Here is a 21511-nt window from a genome sequence, read left to right on the forward strand (position 1 = left end):
CGGGCAAAGGCGCCCCGGTGCGAACGACCGAGGCGTCTGCTAAGGCTTACTTCTTCAGATGCGCCGAGATGAACTTGTTCATCTCGAACATGGTGCACTTGTCCTTGCCGAACACCTTCTTCAGCTTGTCGTCGGCCAGGATCTCGCGCTTGTTCTCCGGGTTCTGCAGGTTGTTGGACTTGATGTAATCCCACACCTTGCTGATGACCTGGCTGCGCGGCAGCTTGTCGTTGCCGACGATCGCGCCGAGTTCCTCGGACGGCTGAACCGGCGCGTGGATGCCGGTGCCCGTGGTTGCGGTGGCCATGTGTTTCCTTCCCTTAATCCTTCTGCGGCCCAGCCGTCGGGCGGGCCGCGCGTGAATCACGCCTTTTTGAGCGCGTCCGCCTTGTGCGCCGCCTTTCCGCCATTGTCACTCTCTACTATGTATTGCGGCTCATCCTTGGAAGCGCGGACGGTGTGGCCCTTGATCTGCGTGTCGCTGGTCTGCTTTTTCAGGACCTTGCCCTCGGCGGTGCCGCCATGGCTGTTCCAAGTGACGCGATCGTCCTTTTTAAATTCGGTCATCTCTGCTCTCCCATCGGGCTGATGCGTATCAATCCACCGGGGCTTTCGTTGGTTGCACGCGAGCCCATGACACGGCATCAGGACGCCATCCAAGGAGACAGGAATTCATGAAGACCCGCGCCGCCGTCGCCTTCGAAGCGAAGAAGCCGCTCGAAATCGTCGAACTCGATCTGGAAGGACCCAAGGCCGGAGAGGTCCTGGTCGAGATCATGGCGACCGGCATCTGCCATACCGACGCCTATACGCTGGACGGCCTGGACAGCGAAGGCATCTTCCCCAGCGTGCTCGGCCATGAAGGCTGCGGCATCGTGCGTGAGGTGGGTGCGGGCGTGACCAGCGTCGTGCCCGGCGACCATGTCATCCCGCTCTACACGCCCGAATGCCGCCAGTGTAAGTCGTGCCTGTCGGGCAAGACCAACCTGTGCACCGCGATCCGCGCGACGCAAGGCAAGGGCCTGATGCCCGACGGCACGACCCGGTTCAGCTACAAGGGCCAGCCGATCTTCCATTATATGGGCTGCTCGACCTTCTCGAACTTCACCGTCCTGCCCGAAATCGCGGCCGCCAAGATCCGCGAGGACGCGCCGTTCGACACCAGCTGCTATATCGGGTGCGGCGTGACGACGGGCGTGGGCGCGGTGGTCAACACCGCCAAGGTCCAGCCGGGCGAGAATATCGTCGTCTTCGGCCTGGGCGGCATCGGCCTGAACGTCATCCAGGGCGCCAAGCTGGCGGGTGCGGGCCGGATCATCGGCGTCGACCTCAACCCCGACCGTGAGGAATGGGGCCGCCGCTTCGGCATGACCCACTTCCTCAATTCCAAGGGCCTGTCGCGCGAGGAGACGATCGCGAAGATCCTCGAGCTGACCGATGGCGGCGCGGACTATAGCTTCGACGCGACCGGCAATACCGAGGTGATGCGCACCGCGCTGGAGGCGTGCCATCGCGGCTGGGGCACCTCGATCATCATCGGCGTGGCCGAGGCGGGCAAGGAGATCAGCACGCGGCCGTTCCAGCTGGTCACGGGCCGCAACTGGCGCGGCACCGCATTCGGCGGCGCGCGCGGGCGGACCGACACGCCCAAGATCGTCGACTGGTATATGAACGGCAAGATCGAGATCGATCCGATGATCACCCACCGGCTGACGCTGGAGGAGATCAACAAGGGCTTCGACCTGATGCACAAGGGCGAAAGCATCCGCAGCGTGGTGATCTTCTGATGTTCAGCCATGTCGTGCTGGGCGCGAACGATATCGCGGAGGCCAAGCGCTTCTACGACGCGATCCTGGGCGTGCTCGGCGCGCCCGAGGGGGTGATCGATCCCTGGGGGCGGCTGGTCTATAGCCATGAAGGCTCGCGCTTCCTGCTCACCCGGCCGCTGAACGGCGAGCCTGCGACCCATGCCAATGGCGGGACGCTGGGCTTCGCGGCGACGTCGATCGAGCAGGCGGACGCTTGGCATGCCGCCGGGCTGGCGCATGGCGGCACCGCGATCGAGGACCCGCCCGGCTATCGCTATCCGCCGGTCGGCAAGATCTATCTGGCGTATTTGCGCGATCCGACCGGCAACAAGCTGTGCGCGCGCTATCTGGTGCCCGCCGCCTGACGGTTCCAAGGGGGGAATGGACATGTACACCCATATCATGGTCGGATCGAACGACATCGCGCGGTCCAAGGCTTTTTATGACGGGCTGTTCGCCGCGCTGGGCGGCAAGCCCGGCATGCAGGACCCGAAGGTCGAGCGTGTCCTGTATCTGCACCATGGTGCGGTGTTCATCGTGACCCGGCCGATCGATGGCCAGCCCGCCACCCACGCCAATGGCGGCACGATCGGGCTGGGCGCGGTCGATCCGGCGCAGGTCGATGCGGCACATGCCGCCGGGATCGCCCATGGCGGCACCGCGATCGAGGGGCCGCTCGGCGAGCGGGACACCGGGCTGGGCAAGGCCTATCTCGGCTATTTGCGCGATCCGGACGGCAACAAGCTCTGTCTCGGCTGCCGCCTGCCCACCGCATGAGCGAGGCTGACTATATCCTGACCCTGGCGTGCCAGGACCGGGTCGGCATCGTCGCCGCCGTGTCGGGCACGCTGGCGGGGATTGACGGGTTCATCCTCGACAGCCAGCAATATGCCGATTTGGAGACGGGGCGCTTCTTCCTGCGCATCGTCTTCACCGGCCAGGGGGCGCGTTTTCCCGCCTCGGTCGAGGGGGTGAGGGACGCGCTGAACGAACCGGCGGCGCGGTTCGGCTTCGACTGGCATGTCGCGCCCGCCAGCGAACGCCCCCGGATGCTGATCGCGGTGTCGAAGGGCTCGCACTGCCTGAACGACCTGCTCCATCGCTGGCGGACCAACACGCTGCCGGTCGAGATCGCCGGCGTGGTGTCCAACCATGACAGCCTTCGCCCGCTGGTCGAGTGGCATGGCCTGCCCTGGCATCACCTGCCCGTCAGCGACGCCAATCGCGCAGAGCAGGAGGCGGCGATGCTCGCCCTGATGGACGAAAGCCGGGCCGATTACCTCGTCCTCGCCCGCTATATGCAGGTGCTGGGCGAGCGGCTGGTCGCGGCGCTGCCGGGGCGGTGCATCAATATCCATCACAGCTTCCTGCCCGGCTTCAAGGGTGCGCAGCCCTATCACCGGGCGCATGCGCGCGGCGTGAAGCTGATCGGCGCGACCGCGCATTTCGTGACCGCGGACCTCGACGAAGGGCCGATCATCGAACAGGCGGTCGAACGCGTCGATCACCGTGCCAGCGTCGACGACCTGATCCGCATCGGCCGCGATATCGAGGCGCAGGTGCTGGCCCGCGCGGTGGCCTGGGTGGGCGAGCGGCGCGTTTTCCTCAATGACAACCGGACGGTGGTGTTCCGATGACGATCGAGACGATTTCGACCTCCAAAGCCCATGGCGGCATTCAGGGCGTCTATGCCCATGACAGCGCGGTAACGGGGACGCGGATGACCTTCTCGGTCTTCGTACCCGCGCATGAGGAAGGGGAGAAACTTCCCGTCCTTTGGTATCTGTCGGGCCTGACCTGCACCCATGCCAATGTCACCGACAAGGGCGAGTTCCGGGGGCCATGCGCCGAGCACCGGGTGATCTTCATCGCGCCCGACACCTCGCCGCGCGGCGAAGGCGTGGCGAATGACGACGCCTATGACATGGGGCAGGGCGCGGGGTTCTATGTCGACGCGACGCAGGAGCCCTGGGCAAAGCACTTCAAGATGCGGAGCTATATCGAACAGGAACTGCCCGCGCTGATCGCCGCGCATTTCCCGGTTGCCGACATGGAGGCGCAAGCCATTACCGGCCATTCGATGGGCGGCCACGGCGCGCTGACCATCGGCCTGCGCAATCCGGATCGGTTCCGCAGCGTGTCGGCCTTCGCGCCGATCGCTGCGCCGGGCCAGGTGCCATGGGGCGAGAAGGCGCTCGGCGGTTATCTGGGCCCCGATCGTGCGGCATGGCGACAGGCTGACGCGGTCGCGTTGATCGAGGACGGTGCGCGGCTGCCCGACCTGCTGGTCGATCAAGGCGATGCGGACCAGTTCCTGACCGAGCAGCTTCGCCCCGAATTGCTGGCCGAAGCGTGCGAGAAGGCCGGGATCGCCCTGACGCTGCGGATGCAGCCGGGATACGATCACAGCTATAACTTCATCTCGACCTTCATGGCCGACCATGTCGCCTGGGCGGCGGAGCGACTGCGCGGCTAAATTCCTGCCCGCTGAGCCAAGCATCCCTCCCTCCCTTCAGCCCGAGCATAGTCGAAGGCCAGGCTGTAACGCCTGAACCCTGGGCGGATACCCTTGGCCTTCGGCTTCGCTCAGGCTGAACGGGCGTGGGGATCAACAGGCAATTTTGCACCGCCGCAATCGATGCGCTATCGCACCGGCTTTGGTATGAAGGACGTGATATGAGCTGCGCCCATGGCGACCCGGAGGATGGCGACCTGATCGGCGAGGACGGCAAGATCGCCGTGCCGCCCCAAGTCGCCGACGCCATCCGCACGCTAATCGCCTGGGCGGGCGACGATCCCACGCGCGAGGGGCTGGTCGATACCCCCAAGCGGGTCGCGCGGGCGTGGCGCGAATATTGCGCAGGCTATGGCGACGATCCGGCCGTCCACCTGTCGCGCGTGTTCGAGGAGGTCGGCGGCTATGACGAGATCGTGCTGCTGAAGGACATCCCCTTCCAGTCGCATTGCGAGCATCACATGGCCCCGATCATCGGCCGCGCGCATATCGCCTATCTGCCGCGCAATCATGTCGTCGGCATTTCCAAGCTCGCCCGCGTCCTGCACGGCTTCGCACGGCGCTTGCAGGTGCAGGAGCGGCTGACGGCGGAAGTCGCCGATTGTATCTGGCAAAACCTGAAGCCGCTGGGTGTCGCGGTGGTGATTGAGGCGACCCATGCCTGCATGACCGCGCGTGGGGTGCGCACGCCCGGTGTGGCGATGGTGACCAGCCGGATGATGGGCGTGTTCCGCGACGACGACCGTAGCCGCAAGGAAGTGCTGTCGTTGATGGGCCTGGGCGGATGACGATCCGCACCGTTCTGGTGACCGGAGCGGCCAAGCGGCTGGGCGCGGTGATCGCGCGCCGGCTGGCGGCGGACGGGCACAGGGCGGTGCTCCATTATCACGGTTCGCAGGACGAGGCGGAAGCGCTTGCCGAGGAACTGGATGCGCCGACGGTGCAGGGGGACCTCGCCGATCTTGATGGCATTGACGCGCTCTTCGCCCGTGCGCGCGACGCGGCGGGCGGGCCGATCGATGGGCTGGTCAACAGTGCATCGGCCTTTGTCTTCGACCGTCCGCCACAGGTGGATGCGGCACTGATGGCAAGGCTCCACGCGATCAATGCCGCCGCGCCTGCGCTGCTGACCTCGGCATTGGCTCGGCAGGACGAGGTGACAGACGGGGCGGTGGTCGATCTCCTCGACCAAAAGCTCGCCAATCCCAACCCCGATTTCTTCGCCTATAGCTGTGCCAAGTTTGCGCTCGCGGGGGCGAACATGATGCTGGCCCAGGCGCTGGGGCCGCGTATCGCGGTCAATGCGATCGCGCCCGGCCTGACCCTGCAAAGCGGCGACCAGTCGGATGCGGAATTCGCCACGGCCTCGGTCAAGAACCTGCTTGGCCGCCCGATCGGTGCGGCGGCGGTGGCGGAGGCCGTGTCCTTCCTGTTGACCGCGCGTGGAATCAGAGGACAGGTCCTCCATGTCGATTGCGGACAGCGCTTCTGCCGCCGCGACGGCGATGTGATGTTCGAGGGGCGGGGATGAGCGCGACCTACACCATCCTGCTCGACGAACTCCGCGTCGCGATGCGCCTGGGCATCCACCCGCACGAGATCGAGCCGCAGCCGGTCACCCTGTCGGTCGCGATGACCGTCGCCTATCCCGCCCCGCCCAGCGCCGACCGGATCGAGGAGGTGCTCGACTATGATTTCCTGCGCCAGGGCATCGTGGCAATGGCGCAGGGCCCCGGTTTCGCCTTGCAGGAAAGCTTGTGCGAAGCGGTCGCGGCGCTCTGCCTGGCCGATCCTCGCGTGGTCGCGGTCCGGGTGCGATCGATGAAGACGGGCATCTATCCCGATGCGCAGGTGGGGTGCGAGATCGAACGGACGCGGTGACGGCGCGTCGTTGTCACGAAAATATCACCGGACTGTCATCAATCTGTTGCGAACGGGGCTGGAGCAGGCCTAAGCCGCCGCCGGAAACAGGGCGGAACGAGCATGGCGATCAAGGCAAAACCTCTCCCGGCGCGCTACCGGGTTGTCGCTGCCATGCTGCTGGCAACCTGCCCGGTTCCTGCGGCAGCGCAGACGGTGCAGGAACTACAGCGTCAGATCGATGAACTGAAGGCGCAGATCAAGGCGCTGACCGACGCGCAGAAAGGGGCGACGGCAGCGGCGCCGCCGCCGACCGCCGCCGCGCCCGCACCCACACCCGCGCCGCAACTGGCGGCATCCACCCCCGCGACTCCCAGCCCGAGCCCACGCGTCGTCGCGGTCGCCAAGCCGCCATCGGCCCGCGCCCCGTGGTATGAGCGGATGCGGCTGCGCGGCTATACGCAGCTTCGTTATAATGCGGTGCTGGACGACGACGAGCCACTGTCCGCCACGGGCTCGCGGCTTCGCTCGGTCCACGACACGTCGATCAACGACGATGGCGGCTTCCTGCTTCGTCGCGTGCGGTTGGTGCTTCAGGGCGACATTACCGACCGGCTGCAACTCTATTTCCAGCATGACTTTGGTGCGGCGGTGAACAACCAGTCGAGCACCGAGCGGCGCGAGAATTTCGGGCAGCTGCGCGACGTCTATGTCGACTGGTTCCTGGATCCCGAACGCCGTCTGCGGTTGCGCTTCGGCCAGTCCAAGGTGCCGTTCGGTTGGGAGAATCTTCAATCCTCATCCAACCGGGTGCCGCTCGACCGATCGGACGCGATCAACAGCGGAGTGCCGGGCGAGCGCGACGTCGGCGTCAATGCCTATTATACCCCCGATGCCGTCCAGGCGATCTGGGACCGGTTGACCAAGAACAAGCAGAAGCTGTTCGGCAATTACGGCGCGTTCGGCGTGGCGCTGTACAACGGGCAGGGGACCAACCGGACCGAGCGCAACGGCAGTTTGATGAAGGTCGCGATGGCGACCTGGCCCTTTGCGCTCGATGGGCTGGGTTCGCTGTTCCAGGGACAGGTGCTGGAACTGGGGGGCTCGGCGATGTTCAACCGCTTCCGCCCGGAGATTCGCAGCGGCGGCGTCAGCCCGATCGACTATCGCGACGACCGGGTGGCGTTCCACGCCATCCTCTATCCGCAGCCCTTCGGCATCCAGACCGAATGGACGACCGGCTGGGCCCCCCAATATGACGGGGATCTGCGGACGATCCGGTCCAGCCGGGCGGGCGGCGGCTATGTCCAGCTGATGGCGGATATGGGGCGGACCCCGCTTGGCCGGATGATCCCCTATGCGCGCTGGCAACGCTATCGCGGCGGTTGGAAGGCCAATGTCGATGCGCCCCGCATGGAAACCGATGAATGGGAACTCGGCACCGAAATCCAGTTGATCGATGCGCTGGAGCTGACGCTGGCCTATGCCCGGATGGAACGGCGAGAGGCGGATGCCCGGCGGACCGGCCGTGCGACGGGCGACCTGATCCGCACGCAGTTGCAGTTCACCTACTGAGGCGCACGGCACGATCACCATCCGTCGCCGGATAGCTACTTTTGCTGGGGTAGAGCGTGAACGGCCTCAGTCACCGCCCTTGGTGGTGAAGTCGATGCGGATGCGCACCCATTCGCCGACCATCTCCTTGCCGTTGATGCGGGGCGCGCGAACGCGGAATTGCCAGGCGGCCTCGCGCATCGCTCGCGCCAGCCCCGATCCGACGGGGGATTCGTCCAGCATCCGGCAATTCTCGACCCGATAGTCCGGGACGGTCTGGCACGCGATCAGCGCCCAGCCGCCCGGTGGTGGCGGGCTGCGCAGATAGCCGTTGAGTTCGGCATTGGTCGGACGGCGGGGGAACCATTCGGCATTGTAGAGCCGCTTGCCGCCCGGCCCTTCGCCGGGACCATAGGCCGAGGCGCTGTCCTCGCCGCGATCGTCGCCCTTGCTCGACCCGACACCCTTGCCCTCGCCCTTGGGCAGGGCGCCGATGTCACCCGCCGCGAACAGCGACTTGTCCCCCCATTGCCACGGCGTCGGCGCGGAGGTGTCGGCCTGTTTCTCTGCGGGCGGCGTGGGGGTGTCGGGCTGTTTGGGCGGGGCGGGGGCCTTGGATCCCCCCGCCGCCGCTGGCTTGCGGGTGACGGTCCGCGTCTTCGGCACCGGCGCACCGGCATCCTGATCGGAAGGCGACACCGAAAAGGTGCTGAGCGACGAGGGTGTTTCCGGGTCGATCAGCTTGGGCGCGATATGGAAGAGCAGCCATGCGAGCAGCAGATGCGCCAGCACAGTCAGCGTGATCGATGCCCCCCGCTCCCGCAGCGTCTCGCGATAGCGTTCGGGAATGAACGCCCATTTGTCTCTGGCGGCGGGGGAGGGCGGCGATCCGATGGATGGTGGAGGGGAATCGCCGCTCATGATCGCCTCATCACCAGCCGGGATACCCCTCCGTCAATCCTTCGGCCTGCTACCTCCCCATGCAGGGGAGGGAGAGGCGACAGGCCGATCGCGTCCACCGGTCGCCGTCTTAGTCGAGTTGGGCGTGGAACACCGGATCAGGCCCGGTTGGCGGCGGACAGGACCGCCCGGACGCTGGCGGTGGCGATGTCGGTGTCGAGGCCGACACCGAACACGATCCGGCCATCGGCGGTTCGCGCCTCGACATAGGCTGCGGCCTGCGCATCGGCACCATGGCCGATGGCATGTTCGTTATAGTCGATCACTTCCAGGTTCGGCCCGGTCGTGTCGGCCAGTGCCGCGATCACGCTGGAGATCAGGCCGTTGCCGCGCCCCGAAATCGACTTTTCCTCGCCATCCACCTGGACGCGACCGATAAAGGTCCGCTGGCCCGTGGAGCCGCTTTCCTCATAATCGCGCAGGACGAAGCGGTCGCCTTCGCGCGGCAGATAGGTCGCCTCAAACCCGCCCCAAATGTCGGCGGCGTTGAGTTCGCGGCTGGTCGCATCGGCCATCGCCTGGACATGGCGGCTGAAATCGGCCTGGAGCCGCTTGGGCAGCTTCAGGCCCTTGTCCTGCTCGATCACCCAGGCGACACCGCCCTTGCCCGATTGCGAATTGACGCGGATGACCGCTTCGTAGCTGCGGCCGAGATCGGCGGGGTCGATGGGGAGGTAGGGGACTTCCCACAGATCGTCGTTGCGCGCCGATTGCGCCGCGAAGCCCTTCTTGATCGCGTCCTGATGGCTGCCCGAAAAGGCGGTGAAGACCAGGTCGCCCGCATAGGGTGTGCGTGGATGGACGGGCAGGTTGGTGCAGTACTGCACCGTGTTCACCACCTCGTCGATGTCGGACAGGTTCAGGCCCGGATCGACCCCTTGGGTGTACATGTTGAGCGCGACGGTCACGAGGTCGCAATTGCCGGTCCGCTCGCCATTGCCCAGCAGACAGCCCTCGACCCGGTCGGCCCCCGCCATCACGCCCAGCTCGGCGGCGGCGACGCCGGTACCGCGGTCGTTATGGGTGTGGAGCGAGATGACTACCGAATCGCGGTTGGGGATGTTGCGCCCGAACCATTCGATCTGGTCGGCATAGACATTGGGCGTCGCACACTCGACGGTGGCGGGCAGGTTCAGGATCAGCGGATGGTCGGGCGTGGGCTTCAGCACGTCCATGACGGCGGCGCAGACCTCGACCGAGAAATCCAGCTCGGCGGTCGAGAAGGTTTCGGGGCTGTATTCGAAGAACCAGTCGGTGTTTGGACGCTTGGCCGCCTCGTCGCGCAGGATCTTGGCGCCCTCGACGGCGATCTGGCGGACCTCGTCGCGGGTCATGCCGAACACGATCTTGCGCCACGCCGGGCTGACCGCGTTGTAGAGATGGACGATCGCGGTGCGCGCGCCATCCAGGCTTTCGAAGCTGCGCTCGATCAGGTCGCGGCGCGACTGGGTCAGCACTTGGATCGTCACATCCTCGGGGATGCGGTCGTTCTTGATCAGGCCGGAGATGAAGTCGAACTCGGTCGCGCCCGCGCTGGGGAAGCCGACCTCGATCTCCTTCAGCCCGACCTTGACCAGCAGGTCGAACATCCGCGTCTTCTTCTCGGCGTCCATCGGGTCGATCAGCGCCTGGTTGCCGTCGCGCAGATCGGTCGACAGCCAGCGCGGCGCCTGGGTGATCGTGCGGTTCGGCCATTGCCGGTCGGGCAGGGCGATTGCGGGGAAGGGGCGGTATTTGGTCGAAGGATCGCGCAACATGATCGGGTCTTCCAGCATTCTCGGCCGCGTCTGGCCAGAGGCACGGCGGGGACAGGCTTATCGGTTCATTCAGCCCTTAGGGAAGTCGCGCATGGCCACGCCGATCCTCCCCTAAGGGCGGATAAGTCGAAGCGAACGAAGCGGCAGCACGGCGATCATGATGGCGGGGTCATGCCGTGTCGCCGCGCACTTGTCCATATCGAGAATGATGACGGCCGCCTGACGCCGATCATCATCGGACATGAAAAAGGCGAGGCCGCCGGGGAATGCGACCTCGCCTTTCGGGTGTGAACGGGTGAATTACTGCGCGGTGAAGGCGGCGTTGATCGTCAGGTCGACCGTGTCGCCGACGACCGGCACATAGGCGCCAACGCCGAAGTCCGAACGCTTGATCTTGCCGGTCGCGCGGAAGCCGATGTTCAGCTTCTTCGACATCGGGTTCGTCCCAGCACCGAAGAAGGTCGCGTTCAGCGTGACCGGCTTGGTCTGGTCCTTGATGGTCAGGTTGCCGGTGATGACTGCCTTGTTGCCCATCACCTTAACGCCCGTCGAGACGAAGCGCGCGGTCGGATAGGTTGCGGCGTCGAAGAAATCCTTCGACTTCAGGTGATTGGCGAACGGGGCGGCGGTGACCGACAGATCATCGATCTTGAAGGTGACATCGACCTTGGCGGCCTGCGGACGGGCCGGGTCGAGGGTCAGCGTGCCTTCGGACGCGCCGAACTGCCCCTCCAGCATCGAGAAGCCCATATGGTTCAGCGACCAGGTGACCTGGGTATGGGCAGGATCGACCGCATAGGTGCCCGCGACGACGCGCGAGGCAACCGGCGCGCCCGGCGTACCCGTCGGCGCGGTCTGGGCAATGGCGGGGGCAGCGAAGGCGAGCGCCAGGGCGGCGGGAAGGACGAAACGCATGGGTAAACTCCCTGTTGGACCGTGACTGTGTGGCCGGTGCGCATAACGCACGTCAAAGGCCAAGGTCGCAACGATGCGTTTCCGTTGGGGTCAGATCCGAGAGGCTCTGACGCCTTCATTTCCTCCCCTGCAAGGGGAGGTGTCAGGCCGAAGGCCTGACGGAGGGGTGTCGCCCTCTCGAGAGCGGGACACCCCTCCACCATGCGGGACGACTTAGTTCTTTTCCTTGTCCACCAGCTTGTTCGCGCCGATCCACGGCATCATCGCGCGCAGTTCGCTGCCGACCTGTTCGATCTGGTGGCGCTTGGCGGCGATGCGGCTGGCCTTCAGTTCGGGCTGGCCGGCGCGGTTGTCGAGGACGAAGTCCTTAACGAAGCGGCCCGACTGGATGTCGGCCAGGACGCGCTTCATTTCCTTCTTGGTCTCTTCGGTGATGATGCGCGGGCCGGTCTTGATGTCGCCGTACTCGGCGGTGTTCGAGATCGAGTAGCGCATGTTGGCGATGCCGCCCTCATACATCAGGTCGACGATCAGCTTCAGCTCGTGCAGGCACTCGAAATAGGCCATTTCGGGGGCATAGCCCGCCTCGACCAGCGTCTCGAAGCCCGCCTGGACCAGCGCGGTCGCGCCGCCGCACAGCACGGCCTGCTCGCCGAACAGATCGGTTTCGCACTCTTCGCGGAAGTTGGTTTCGATGATGCCCGAGCGACCGCCACCGACGCCCGAGGCGTAAGCGAGCGCGACGTCATGCGCGTTGCCGCTGGCGTCCTGATGGATCGCGATCAGGCAGGGCACGCCGCCGCCGCGCACATATTCGCTGCGCACCGTGTGGCCGGGGCCCTTGGGCGCGATCATGATGACGTCGATGTCCGCGGGCGGCTCGATCAGGCCGAAATGCACGTTCAGGCCGTGCGCGAAGGCGAGCGCGGCGCCGGGCTTCATCTTGCCCTTGATATCGGCGTCATAGATCGCGGCCTGATGCTCGTCGGGGGCCAGGATCATCAGGATGTCGGCCCAGGCCGCCGCTTCCTGGTTCGACAGGACCTTGAAGCCCGCAGCTTCCGCCTTGGCGGCCGAGGCCGAACCAGGGCGCAGCGCGATCGCGACATTCTTGACGCCCGAATCGCGCAGGTTCTGCGCATGGGCATGGCCCTGCGAGCCGTAGCCCAGAATGGCGATGTTCTTTTCGGAGATCAGGTTCAGATCGGCGTCGCGATCGTAATACACACGCATTGGTTTCTTCCCTTTCGATGAGGTCCGTCATGCCAGCGCAGGCTGGCATCTCTTGCGGTCAGGGCCAGCGCCCGGCCAGGAGACCCCAGCCTTCGCTGGGGTGACGATAGTGGTTGTGATGATATTTTAGGCCGCGTCCTTGCCCCGCGAAATGGCGGCGATGCCGGTGCGGGCGACCTCGACCAGGCCGACTTCGCCCATCAGCTCGACGAACTTGTCGATCTTGCTGATCGTGCCGGTCACCTCGAATACGAAGCTGGAGATGGTCGCATCGACCACGCGGGCGCGGTAAACTTCGGCGAGGCGCAGCGCTTCGATCCGGCGTTCGCCGGTGCCCGCCACCTTCACCAGCGCCAATTCGCGCTCGACATGGTCGCCCTGCACGGTCAGGTCGGTGACCTTGTGGACGGGGACCAGCCGGTCGAGCTGTGCCAGGATCTGCTCCATCACCGGCGGCGAGGCGCTGGTGACGATGGTGATGCGGCTGACCGCCTTGTCGGCGGTGATCTCCGACACGGTCAGGCTTTCGATATTATAGCCGCGCGCGGTGAACAGACCCGCGATCCGCGCCAGGATGCCCGGTTCGTTGTCGACGATCACCGCCAGCGTGTGGCGTTCCACCTTCTCGGTCTTGATGTGCATTTCCACCCTGTCACCCCGGCCAAGGCCGGGGTCTTCCCTATCATGCTGTTCAGGCTATCGGCGAATGCCGGATCAGACGAGCGCCTTGGCCTCGTCGTCCATGGTGCCCGATACCTCATTGGCCTGCAGGATCATGTCGGTATGGGCCGCGCCGCTCGGGATCATCGGGAAGCAGTTGGCGAGCTTGGCGACGCGGCAGTCGACGACCACCGGCCCGTCATGGTCCAGCATCGCGGCGATGCCGTCCTCTAGCTGGTCGCGATGCTCGATGAGGATGCCCTTCCAGCCATAGGCCTCGCCCAGCTTCACGAAGTCGGGCAGCGAGTCCGAATAGCTTTCGGCATAGCGGCTCTCATAGGTCAGCTCCTGCCACTGGCGGACCATGCCCATATATTCGTTGTTCAGGATGAAGATCTTGACCGGCAGGCGATATTGCGTCGCCGTCGCCAGTTCCTGAATGTTCATCTGGATCGAGGCTTCGCCGGCGATGTCGATGACGAGCGCACCCGGATTACCGAGCTGCGCCCCGATCGCGGCGGGCAGGCCGTAACCCATGGTGCCCAGACCGCCCGAGGTGAGCCACTTATTGGGCTTTTCGAAGCCGAAATGCTGCGCGGCCCACATCTGGTGCTGGCCGACCTCGGTGGTGATGATCGGCTGGCGGGCCTGGGTCGCTTCGTACAGCGCACGGATCGCCCGCTGCGGCATGATCGCGTCGCCATTCTCCGGGAAGGAGAGGCACCCGACCGCACGCCAGCCCGCGATGCGGCGCTGCCATTCGGTGGTGTCGGGCTTGGGATGCTGGCGCGACTTCCAGATGCGCACCGCATCCTCCAGCGCATGGCCGACATCGGCGATGATGGCCAGGTCGACGCGGACATTCTTGTTCACACTCGACCGGTCGATATCGACATGGACCTTGCGGCTGTTCGGGCTGAACGCGTCGAGACGACCCGTCACGCGGTCGTCGAACCGGCTGCCCAGCGCGACCACCAGATCGGCCTGGTTCATCGCCATATTGGCTTCATAGGTGCCGTGCATGCCCAGCATGCCCAGCCATTGCGGGTCGCTCGCCGGGAAGGCCCCCAGACCCATCAGGGTCGAGGTGACGGGCGCGCCGGTGATGCGGGCCAGTTCGCGCAGCAACTGCGACGCGGCCGGACCCGAATTGATGATGCCGCCGCCGGTATAGAGGATCGGACGCTCGGCCGCCGCCAGCATGTCGACCAGCTGCTCGACTTGGGCTTGGTCGGCCTTCACCTGCGGGCGATAGGTCTTGTGACGGATCGGACCCGGCTTCTGATAGCGGGCGGTGGCGACCTGCACGTCCTTGGGGATGTCGATCACGACCGGGCCGGGGCGGCCCGAGGTCGCGATGTGGAATGCCTCATGCACCACCTCGCCCAGACGCGCGGGGTCCTTCACCAGATAATTGTGCTTGGAGCAGTGGCGCGTGATGCCGACGGTGTCGGCTTCCTGGAACGCGTCGGTGCCGATCAGCGCGGTCGGCACCTGGCCGGTGATGACCACCATCGGGATCGAATCGAGCAGCGCGTCGGTGATGCCGGTGACCGCATTGGTCGCGCCGGGGCCGGAGGTGACGAGCACCACGCCGGGCTTGCCGGTCGAGCGGGCATAGCCCTCCGCCGCGTGAGTCGCCGCCTGTTCGTGGCGGACCAGAATGTGGCGGATGCGCTTCGATCGGAACATGGCGTCATAGATCGGCAGCACCGCACCACCCGGATAGCCGAAGACGACCTCCACGCCGAGATCGCACAGCGCCTCGACCAGGATATCGGCTCCGCTTTTCTCGGTCATCGTCTTCGTCCTTCTGCGTCCGTGCCCACTGACGGGGCTTGTCGGGAAAGGCGCGGCTACAAGTTTAAAAAGTGCGCGTCAACCGTCAACGGCGCAATAAAGTTTCTATTATGTTGCGACGCACATCGGTGTCCGGGTCCGGAATCACGGTCCAGTCGGGCCCGGGCTGGTGGCGGAACCAGGTAAATTGCCTTTTGGCATAACGCCTTGTCGCCAGCGCGCCGGCCGCCTCCGCCTCGGCACGGGTCATGCGGCCTTCGAGGAGCGCGGCGGCCTCCGGCACGCCGATCGCGCGCCGGATCGGGGCGTCGGCGGGCAGGTCGGGACGGGCGAGCAGCGCGGCGGCCTCGTCCAGCCCCTCGTCCAGCATTTCCCCGAAGCGTCGGTCGATGCGGGCGTTCAGCCAGTCGCGGTCGGGCAGCAGGATGACGGCGGACAGCGCGATGCGATCGCCGATCCCGCCTTCCTTATGCGCCTGCCATGCGTGCAGCGGACGCCCGGTCGCGCGCACCACCTCCAGCGCGCGGGCGACGCGGGTGGTGTCTGCCGCATTGAGCCGGGCGGCGGCGGTCGGGTCCTCGCGGGACAGGGCGGCATGGGCGTCGGCGACGGGCAGCGCCCGGACCTCGGCGCGGATGGCGGGATCGATCTCGGGCACCGGCGCGATGCCGTCGAGCAGCGTGCGCATATAAAGGCCGGTGCCGCCGACCAGGATCGGCAGCGAACCCGCCGCCACGCAATCTTCGATCGCCCCACGCGCCTCCGCCGCCCAGCGTGCCGCCGAATAGCCGGTGTCCGCGCCGTCGACATGGCCGAACAGCCGGTGCGGCGCCTGCGCCATCTCTTCGGGGGAGGGGCGGGCAGTCAGGACAGAGAGGTCGCGGTACACCTGCGCCGAATCGGCATTGATGATCGTACCGTCGGTCGCCTTCGCCAGATCGAGCGCCAATGCGGACTTGCCGCTGGCGGTCGGCCCTGCGATGAGCGCGACCCTGGGTCGGTCAGAGGAGTTCGCCATGTTCATCGCCACGCTGATAGCAGCCAAGGGCCAACTGGCCGATCAGGATTTGTCGACCGCGCGGGAGAAACTGGAAGCGGCGGGTTGCACCGTCTCCGCCACCCGCTGGATCGATGCGGGCGTGGCCGCGGATCTCGACTTCACCGGCGATCCGCTGGCGGCGCGCGAGGCGCTGGAGGGGCGGTTCGATGCGACCGATGTGGTCGTTCAGCCTGCCGCCAATCGCGAGAAGCGCCTGCTGGTCGCCGACATGGACTCGACCATGATCACCGTCGAGTGCATCGACGAACTCGCCGATTATGCCGGGATCAAGGAGCAGGTCGCCGAGGTCACCGAACGCGCGATGCGCGGCGAGCTGGACTTCGCTGCCGCGCTCGACGCGCGGGTCGCGCTGCTGGAGGGCCTGGACGAGGCGGTCATCGAACGCTGCCTGGCCGAGCGGGTGACGCTGATGGCCGGGGCCCGGACGCTGATCCGCACGATGAAGGCACGCGGCGGCCATGCCATCCTGGTGTCGGGCGGCTTTACCCGTTTCGCCGAGCCGGTCGCCGCCGAGATCGGTTTCGACCGCGCCATCGCCAATTATCTGGAGATCGCGCACGGCAAGCTGACCGGCACGGTGCGCAAGCCGATCGTCGGGTCGGACACCAAAGAAAAGACGCTGGTCGAGGCGCTGGCCGAACTGGGGCTGGATGCATCGGCCAGCATGGCGGTGGGCGATGGCGCCAACGACCTGGCGATGATCCGTCGGGCCGGGCTGGGCATCGCCTATCGCGCCAAGCCGATCGTCGCGGGCGCGGCGGCGGCGCGGGTCGATTATGGTGACCTGACCGCGCTTCTCTATGCGCAGGGCATCCCCAGCGCCGAGTGGGTTGCCGCCTGATCCGCGTCCGGCGGACGATCAGGGTGCGCCCGTGTTCCTCCCCTGCGATGGGGAGGATCGGATGGCGGTCGGCCCTGGTTTACGGAACGACCACGACGCAGGGCTGGCCCGAACGGCTGCACGCCGCCTGTGCCTCGCCACGATTGGCATAGCCGCCCGCCTGCAACCGCGTGACCCCGCCCGCCGTGACGTAGAAGGGTTGCGCCCCGCCTAAGCGGGTACGGACACGTTGCCACAGGGCATTGGCATTCTCCCGGTCCCGGAACGCGCCGAGTTGGATACGCCATGCGCCCCCGGTCGTGCGGACAGGCGCGGCCTTGGCCGGAGCCTTGGCGACGACACGCGGGGGCGCGGCGCGCGGGGCGCGTGGGGTGGGGGTCGGTTCGATCGCCTCCAGCCTGTCCGGGCCGCGATCTTCGGTCGCGGTCTTCACGGACGTACCGGGCGCGGGATAGCTGGCCCCCGACGCGGCGGGGCGGGAGGGGGCGACGGGGACCGGCTGGATCGCCGGGCGGGGGGTGACCGATGCCGTGGCGGCCATGGCGGTGCCGGTCGAACGCGGGGGCTCGCCACCGACCATGACCCGTGTCGCACTGCCAGCGGGCGGGGCGGGGGGCGCGGCCAGCCTGGCGCCATATTGCTGGACGAGCGCGGTCCCCTGCTGCCGGTCGGCGGGGGTGATATACTGGTCCATCTGGGCAAGCGTTTCCGACGCGGCCTGCAAACCCGCCTGCGATGCCATCGTCATCAGCGCATAGGCGCGCGGATAGTCGCGTGGGACGCCGTCGCCGTTGAACAACATCGTGCCCAATACGAGTTCGGCACGCGGTTCGCCCCGCGCCACCGACTTTTCCAGCCAGGGCAAGGCCTCTGCCCGTTTGCCCGCCTGAAACAGCGCGAGCCCATAATTGTCGGCCGCCGGGATATGGCCCTGCGTCGCTGCCTTGCGGAACCAACTTTCGGCCAGCGCCGGGTCGAGCGGGACGCCGCGACCCAGCTTATACGCCTGCGCCAGATTGAACTGCGCATCGGCCTCGCCCGCCACGGCGGGGCCGCGCCATTCGTCCACGGCCTTGCGATAATCGCCGCGCGCCCAGGCATCGACCCCGGCCTTTACATCGGCAAGGGCGGGGCTGGCGGTGAGGCAGGTGGCGATGGCGACCAAGCCTGCGCCGATGATCGGCAATCTGCGCATCATCCTTCGTCCTTCCCCGAATATGCTGTCTGTCATCCATGCCCCGGCCCCGGTCGTGGGTAAAGCGGTCGCGACCATTTAACATTTCCTTAGACGGTTAACGGATAGCATCTGCCCAATTTGGGGAGATGGGGGTCATGCGCGCTCGGCTTCCTCCTGCCTGCCATTATCGGATGACCATCATGACGACGATCCGCACCCTCATCACCTGCAGCGTCGGCGCGCTGATCGTCGGCGGCGGCCTGGTGGGATGTACGGCCAGCGGACCCCGCACCGCGCGTCTGACCGAGGGAACGGGCGGTCCGCGCGCGACCGCTGCGCTGGCGGACCGGACCCGGCGCGTGCTGGCGCAGCATGACGGCATCGGTGCGGTGGCGCTGGCCGAGCGACTGGTGGCCGCCGATCCGCATCAGGCCGCCTATCGCGCGCTGCTGGGGCAAAGCTATCTTCGGGCGGGGCGCTTCGCCTCGGCGCGGCAGGCCTTTACCGATGCGCTGCAACTCGACCCCGCTGATGGCAGGTCGGCGCTGAACCTGGCGCTGGCGATGATCGCGGGTGGCAATGGCGCGGGGGCGCGGGCCTTGCTGGCGGATCATGCCGCGCACATCCCGGCGGCCGATCTGGGGCTGGCCATGGCGCTGGCCGGGGCACCGGCGGATGGCGTGCGCATCCTGACCGCCGCCGCGCGCGAGCAGGGGGCGACGGTCAAGACCCGCCAGAATCTGGCGCTGTCACTGGCGCTGTCGGGCCAGTGGGACATGGCCCGCATGGCGGCGTCCGCCGATATGGCACCGGCCGAAGTCGAGACGCGGATGCAGGAATGGGCGGGTTTCGCCGCCGCCACCAGTCCGGCGGATCAGGTCGCATCACTATTAGGGATTCAGCGCGCCGCCGATGGCGGCCAGCCGCTGCTGTTGGCGCTGAACGCCGCGCCTTCCGCTGCCATGGTGCAGGACATGGTTCAGGCCCTGCCGCAGCCGGTTGCAGCCGCCGTCCCGACGGAAGTCACCCGGCAGCCCGATCGGCCCGCCGCCTCCGATCCGGCGGCGCACATCCTGTTCGCGGCCCGGCAGGAAGTCGTTCAGCCCTTGCCGATGGTTCTCGCGCGGCCGGCTCCTGCATCGGGCTCCGGCACGGTGCCGTCCCGTCGCGACGCAGGGGCGGAGGAATACGCTGCCCAGGCGGTGCGGGTCGCGCAAATGGCCCCCGGCCTCGTCACCACGCCCGCGCTGCTGCGACGCGCGGAGCAGCGTCGCGAGTTGGCTCGTCCCAAGGGCGATTGGAATGTCCAGATCGGTGCATTCGGCAAAGAGGATGCCGCGCAAAAGGCCTGGGCGGAGATCACCCGCCGTTTCACCGGCCTGTCGAACTATGTCCCCCAGTCCGGGACGGTGCAGGGCGAAGGAGGGCATCTCTATCGCCTGTCGGTCGGCGGCCTGGTACGGGCGGAGGCTGATGCCTTGTGCCACCGCTATCGTGATGCGGGCGGATCGTGCTTCGTGCGGCGGCAGGCGGATGATCGCATGGCGCATTGGGCGCGGCCGGGCATGGGGCTGGCCGCGCTCTGACCGGTCAAACCGCCTCGCCGGCGGTGCGTCCGCTGGCCCAGGCCCATTGGAAATTATAGCCGCCCAGCCAGCCGGTCACGTCCACCGCCTCGCCGACGAAGTGAAGGCCGGGCACCGCCTTGGCCTCCATGGTGCGCGACGACAGCCCGGCCGTGGAGACGCCGCCGACCGTCACCTCGGCCTTGGCATAGCCTTCGCTGCCATTGGGATGGAAAGGCCAGTCCGCCAGCCGGGCCTGCGCCGCCACCAGCGCCTTGTCGGTCGCCGCGCCCAGTTCGGGCGGTAGCGCCAGCCGCTCGGCCAGCGTTTCCGCAAGCCGGTCGGGCAGATGTTGCCCCAAGGCGCGACGCAGCGATGCGCGCGGCGTCGCGCGCTTCGTCGCGATCAACCAGTCCGCCGCGCAATCGGGCAGGAAGTCGATCCCGATCGCTTCGCCGTGACGCCAATAGGAGGAAATCTGCAGGATCGCGGGACCTGACAGCCCGCGATGGGTGAACAGCGCCGCCTCGCGAAACCGGGTCTTGCCGGTCCGTGCGACGACCTCCGATGCGACGCCCGACAGCGAGCGGAACAGCGTCTCTTCGCCGCCCAGGGTCAGGGGAACGAGGGCGGGGCGCGGCTCGATGACCTTCAGCCCGAATTGCCGGGCGAGGTCATAGGCATAGCCGGTCGCGCCCATTTTCGGGATGCTGGGGCCGCCCGTCGCGACGATCAGCCTTGGGGCCTCGCCCACCTGTCCGCCATGGGCGACACGAAAGACGGAGCCGTCATGCGCGACCGCCTCAACGCTCTTTCCGAGCGCGATGTCGACCAGACCGCCGTTGCGAACCGCCTTGTCGCATTCGTCGAGCAGCATCGCGACGATCTGCCGCGCCGATCCGTCGCAGAAGAGTTGGCCCAGGGTCTTTTCATGCCAGGCGATACCATGCGCCTCGACCAGCGCGAGGAAGTCGGCCGGGGTGTAGCGACCAAGTGCCGACTTGGCGAAATGCGGATTGGCCGACAGGAAGCGATCGGGCGCGGTGCCGATATTGGTGAAGTTGCACCGACCGCCGCCCGAGATCAGGATCTTCTTGCCCGGCGCGTCGGCATGATCGAGCACCAACACCCGTCGCCCCCGTTGCCCGGCGGTCGCCGCCGCCATCAGGCCCGCCGCGCCCGCGCCCAGGATGATCACGTCATAATGTTGCATGATCGGGCTTTAGGGCGATTTGGCGAAGGGGGATAGGGCCGATGGTCCGGGCTGCCCTCCTGCGGGCAGGCCGGGATAGCAGGGGTTCAGGAGGTCGCCACGTCCAGGATTTCCACCGCGTCCGCCTTGCCCCCGAATGCCACCGTCTCCCCCGCCATCGCCCCCATCAGCGCGCGGGCCAGCGGCGCGGCATAGGCGATGCGGTCCTGCGCCGGATCGGCCTCGTCATGGCCGACAATGGTCAGCGATCTCGTCTGGCCGTTGAGACGGATCGTCACTGTGCTCCCTATCCCCACCTCATCTTCGGCAGGCGCGGGGGCGAGTTCGGCGGTGGCGGCGCGGGTGTTCCAGTATCGCAATTCGCGTTGGAGACGGGTGCGCTCCTCCTCCGTCGCCGCCGCCACGACGGCGGCCTCGACCTCGGCGACTTTTGCGCGGGTCAGTTCCAATCCGCGCGGCGTGACCAGATTGGGGCCGGGCGGGATCGGCAATTCGAACTTGGGTTCGAGATGCTCTTCATCGGATTCGCGGCGAAAGGCGACACTCATCGGGGATCAACGCAGCAGGGCATGGCGCGGCTCCATGGCGGCCCC

23 protein-coding genes are annotated in these 21511 nt (G+C 66.9%); 11 read left to right on the forward strand and 12 right to left on the reverse strand.

Annotated features, from left to right (window positions below; translation table 11 throughout):
* Positions 1–46 precede the first annotated feature (46 nt).
* Both NZL82_RS17045 and NZL82_RS17050 read right to left on the reverse strand, forming a co-directional pair.
* Positions 47–307, reverse strand: a complete 261-nt coding sequence (locus NZL82_RS17045) for an SWIB/MDM2 domain-containing protein (protein ID WP_261270947.1) — start codon at positions 305–307, stop codon at positions 47–49.
* Between the two features lie 56 nt (positions 308–363).
* A complete protein-coding gene (locus NZL82_RS17050; protein ID WP_261270948.1) occupies positions 364–567 on the reverse strand; it encodes a DUF2945 domain-containing protein in 204 nt (67 codons plus the stop codon).
* 107 nt (positions 568–674) lie between these two features.
* On the opposite strand from NZL82_RS17050, the gene NZL82_RS17055 reads away from it, so the two are divergent.
* The 9 genes from NZL82_RS17055 to NZL82_RS17095 all read left to right on the forward strand — a co-directional run bounded on the left by NZL82_RS17055 (position 675) and on the right by NZL82_RS17095 (position 7758).
* Positions 675–1787 carry an S-(hydroxymethyl)glutathione dehydrogenase/class III alcohol dehydrogenase gene (locus NZL82_RS17055; protein WP_261270949.1) on the forward strand — a complete coding sequence of 371 codons (1113 nt, stop codon included), beginning with the start codon at positions 675–677 and terminating at the stop codon, positions 1785–1787.
* Positions 1787–2173 (forward strand): VOC family protein, encoded by a 387-nt coding sequence (locus NZL82_RS17060; protein WP_261270950.1) that lies wholly within the window; start codon positions 1787–1789, stop codon positions 2171–2173. The genes NZL82_RS17055 and NZL82_RS17060 overlap by 1 nt, the downstream gene beginning before the upstream one ends.
* A 22-nt stretch (positions 2174–2195) precedes the next feature.
* Positions 2196–2585 (forward strand): VOC family protein, encoded by a 390-nt coding sequence (locus NZL82_RS17065; protein WP_261270951.1) that lies wholly within the window; start codon positions 2196–2198, stop codon positions 2583–2585.
* Positions 2582–3445, forward strand: coding sequence for a formyltetrahydrofolate deformylase (gene purU, locus NZL82_RS17070; protein WP_261270952.1), 864 nt, complete (start codon positions 2582–2584; stop codon positions 3443–3445). Before NZL82_RS17065 ends, purU begins: the two co-directional genes overlap by 4 nt.
* Entirely contained in the window at positions 3442–4284 is an 843-nt protein-coding gene (fghA, locus tag NZL82_RS17075; RefSeq protein WP_261270953.1) for an S-formylglutathione hydrolase, read from the forward strand. Before purU ends, fghA begins: the two co-directional genes overlap by 4 nt.
* 200 nt (positions 4285–4484) lie before the next feature.
* On the forward strand, positions 4485–5111 hold the full coding sequence (folE, locus tag NZL82_RS17080; protein ID WP_261270954.1) for a GTP cyclohydrolase I FolE: 627 nt from the start codon (positions 4485–4487) through the stop codon (positions 5109–5111).
* Complete coding sequence (locus NZL82_RS17085; RefSeq protein WP_261270955.1) at positions 5108–5854, forward strand: SDR family oxidoreductase; 747 nt, start codon at positions 5108–5110, stop codon at positions 5852–5854. Before folE ends, NZL82_RS17085 begins: the two co-directional genes overlap by 4 nt.
* Positions 5851–6204, forward strand: a complete 354-nt coding sequence (locus tag NZL82_RS17090) for a dihydroneopterin aldolase (protein ID WP_261270956.1) — start codon at positions 5851–5853, stop codon at positions 6202–6204. Before NZL82_RS17085 ends, NZL82_RS17090 begins: the two co-directional genes overlap by 4 nt.
* 102 nt (positions 6205–6306) lie before the next feature.
* Positions 6307–7758 (forward strand): OprO/OprP family phosphate-selective porin, encoded by a 1452-nt coding sequence (locus NZL82_RS17095; RefSeq protein WP_261270957.1) that lies wholly within the window; start codon positions 6307–6309, stop codon positions 7756–7758.
* Positions 7759–7824: 66 nt separating this feature from the next.
* Here the strand turns inward: NZL82_RS17095 and NZL82_RS17100 are convergent, their stop codons facing one another.
* The 7 genes from NZL82_RS17100 to miaA all read right to left on the reverse strand — a co-directional run bounded on the left by NZL82_RS17100 (position 7825) and on the right by miaA (position 16080).
* Entirely contained in the window at positions 7825–8658 is an 834-nt protein-coding gene (locus NZL82_RS17100) for a hypothetical protein (RefSeq protein WP_261270958.1), read from the reverse strand.
* Between the two features lie 137 nt (positions 8659–8795).
* A complete protein-coding gene (gene leuA, locus NZL82_RS17105; protein WP_261270959.1) occupies positions 8796–10454 on the reverse strand; it encodes a 2-isopropylmalate synthase in 1659 nt (552 codons plus the stop codon).
* Between the two features lie 300 nt (positions 10455–10754).
* Positions 10755–11369: a YceI family protein gene (locus NZL82_RS17110; RefSeq protein ID WP_261270960.1), complete on the reverse strand. Its 615-nt coding sequence runs from the start codon at positions 11367–11369 to the stop codon at positions 10755–10757.
* A 213-nt stretch (positions 11370–11582) separates the two neighbouring features.
* Positions 11583–12602 carry a ketol-acid reductoisomerase gene (gene ilvC / locus NZL82_RS17115; RefSeq protein ID WP_261270961.1) on the reverse strand — a complete coding sequence of 340 codons (1020 nt, stop codon included), beginning with the start codon at positions 12600–12602 and terminating at the stop codon, positions 11583–11585.
* A gap of 126 nt (positions 12603–12728) precedes the next feature.
* A complete protein-coding gene (ilvN, locus tag NZL82_RS17120; RefSeq protein ID WP_261270962.1) occupies positions 12729–13244 on the reverse strand; it encodes an acetolactate synthase small subunit in 516 nt (171 codons plus the stop codon).
* A gap of 72 nt (positions 13245–13316) precedes the next feature.
* Positions 13317–15062 carry an acetolactate synthase 3 large subunit gene (locus NZL82_RS17125; RefSeq protein ID WP_261270963.1) on the reverse strand — a complete coding sequence of 582 codons (1746 nt, stop codon included), beginning with the start codon at positions 15060–15062 and terminating at the stop codon, positions 13317–13319.
* An 85-nt stretch (positions 15063–15147) separates the two neighbouring features.
* The gene (gene miaA, locus NZL82_RS17130; protein ID WP_261270964.1) at positions 15148–16080 is read right to left on the reverse strand and encodes a tRNA (adenosine(37)-N6)-dimethylallyltransferase MiaA; all 933 of its coding nucleotides are present in this window, start codon (positions 16078–16080) and stop codon (positions 15148–15150) included.
* On the opposite strand from miaA, the gene serB reads away from it, so the two are divergent.
* Positions 16079–16963 carry a phosphoserine phosphatase SerB gene (gene serB / locus NZL82_RS17135; RefSeq protein ID WP_261270965.1) on the forward strand — a complete coding sequence of 295 codons (885 nt, stop codon included), beginning with the start codon at positions 16079–16081 and terminating at the stop codon, positions 16961–16963. The genes miaA and serB overlap by 2 nt on opposite strands.
* A gap of 79 nt (positions 16964–17042) precedes the next feature.
* Here the strand turns inward: serB and NZL82_RS17140 are convergent, their stop codons facing one another.
* Complete coding sequence (locus NZL82_RS17140) at positions 17043–18158, reverse strand: SPOR domain-containing protein (RefSeq protein ID WP_261270966.1); 1116 nt, start codon at positions 18156–18158, stop codon at positions 17043–17045.
* Positions 18159–18331: 173 nt separating this feature from the next.
* On the opposite strand from NZL82_RS17140, the gene NZL82_RS17145 reads away from it, so the two are divergent.
* On the forward strand, positions 18332–19726 hold the full coding sequence (locus NZL82_RS17145; protein ID WP_261270967.1) for an SPOR domain-containing protein: 1395 nt from the start codon (positions 18332–18334) through the stop codon (positions 19724–19726).
* 4 nt (positions 19727–19730) lie between these two features.
* On the opposite strand, the gene NZL82_RS17150 is transcribed toward NZL82_RS17145, so the two are convergent.
* Both NZL82_RS17150 and NZL82_RS17155 read right to left on the reverse strand, forming a co-directional pair.
* Positions 19731–20918, reverse strand: a complete 1188-nt coding sequence (locus NZL82_RS17150; RefSeq protein WP_261270968.1) for an NAD(P)/FAD-dependent oxidoreductase — start codon at positions 20916–20918, stop codon at positions 19731–19733.
* Positions 20919–21004: 86 nt separating this feature from the next.
* Entirely contained in the window at positions 21005–21466 is a 462-nt protein-coding gene (locus NZL82_RS17155) for a GreA/GreB family elongation factor (protein ID WP_261270969.1), read from the reverse strand.
* Between the last annotated feature and the right edge of the window lie 45 nt (positions 21467–21511).

It is taken from the genome of Sphingomonas sp. LC-1 (genome assembly GCF_025371035.1).
In the GTDB taxonomy this organism is placed as follows: Bacteria; Pseudomonadota; Alphaproteobacteria; order Sphingomonadales; family Sphingomonadaceae; genus Sphingomonas; species Sphingomonas sanguinis_E.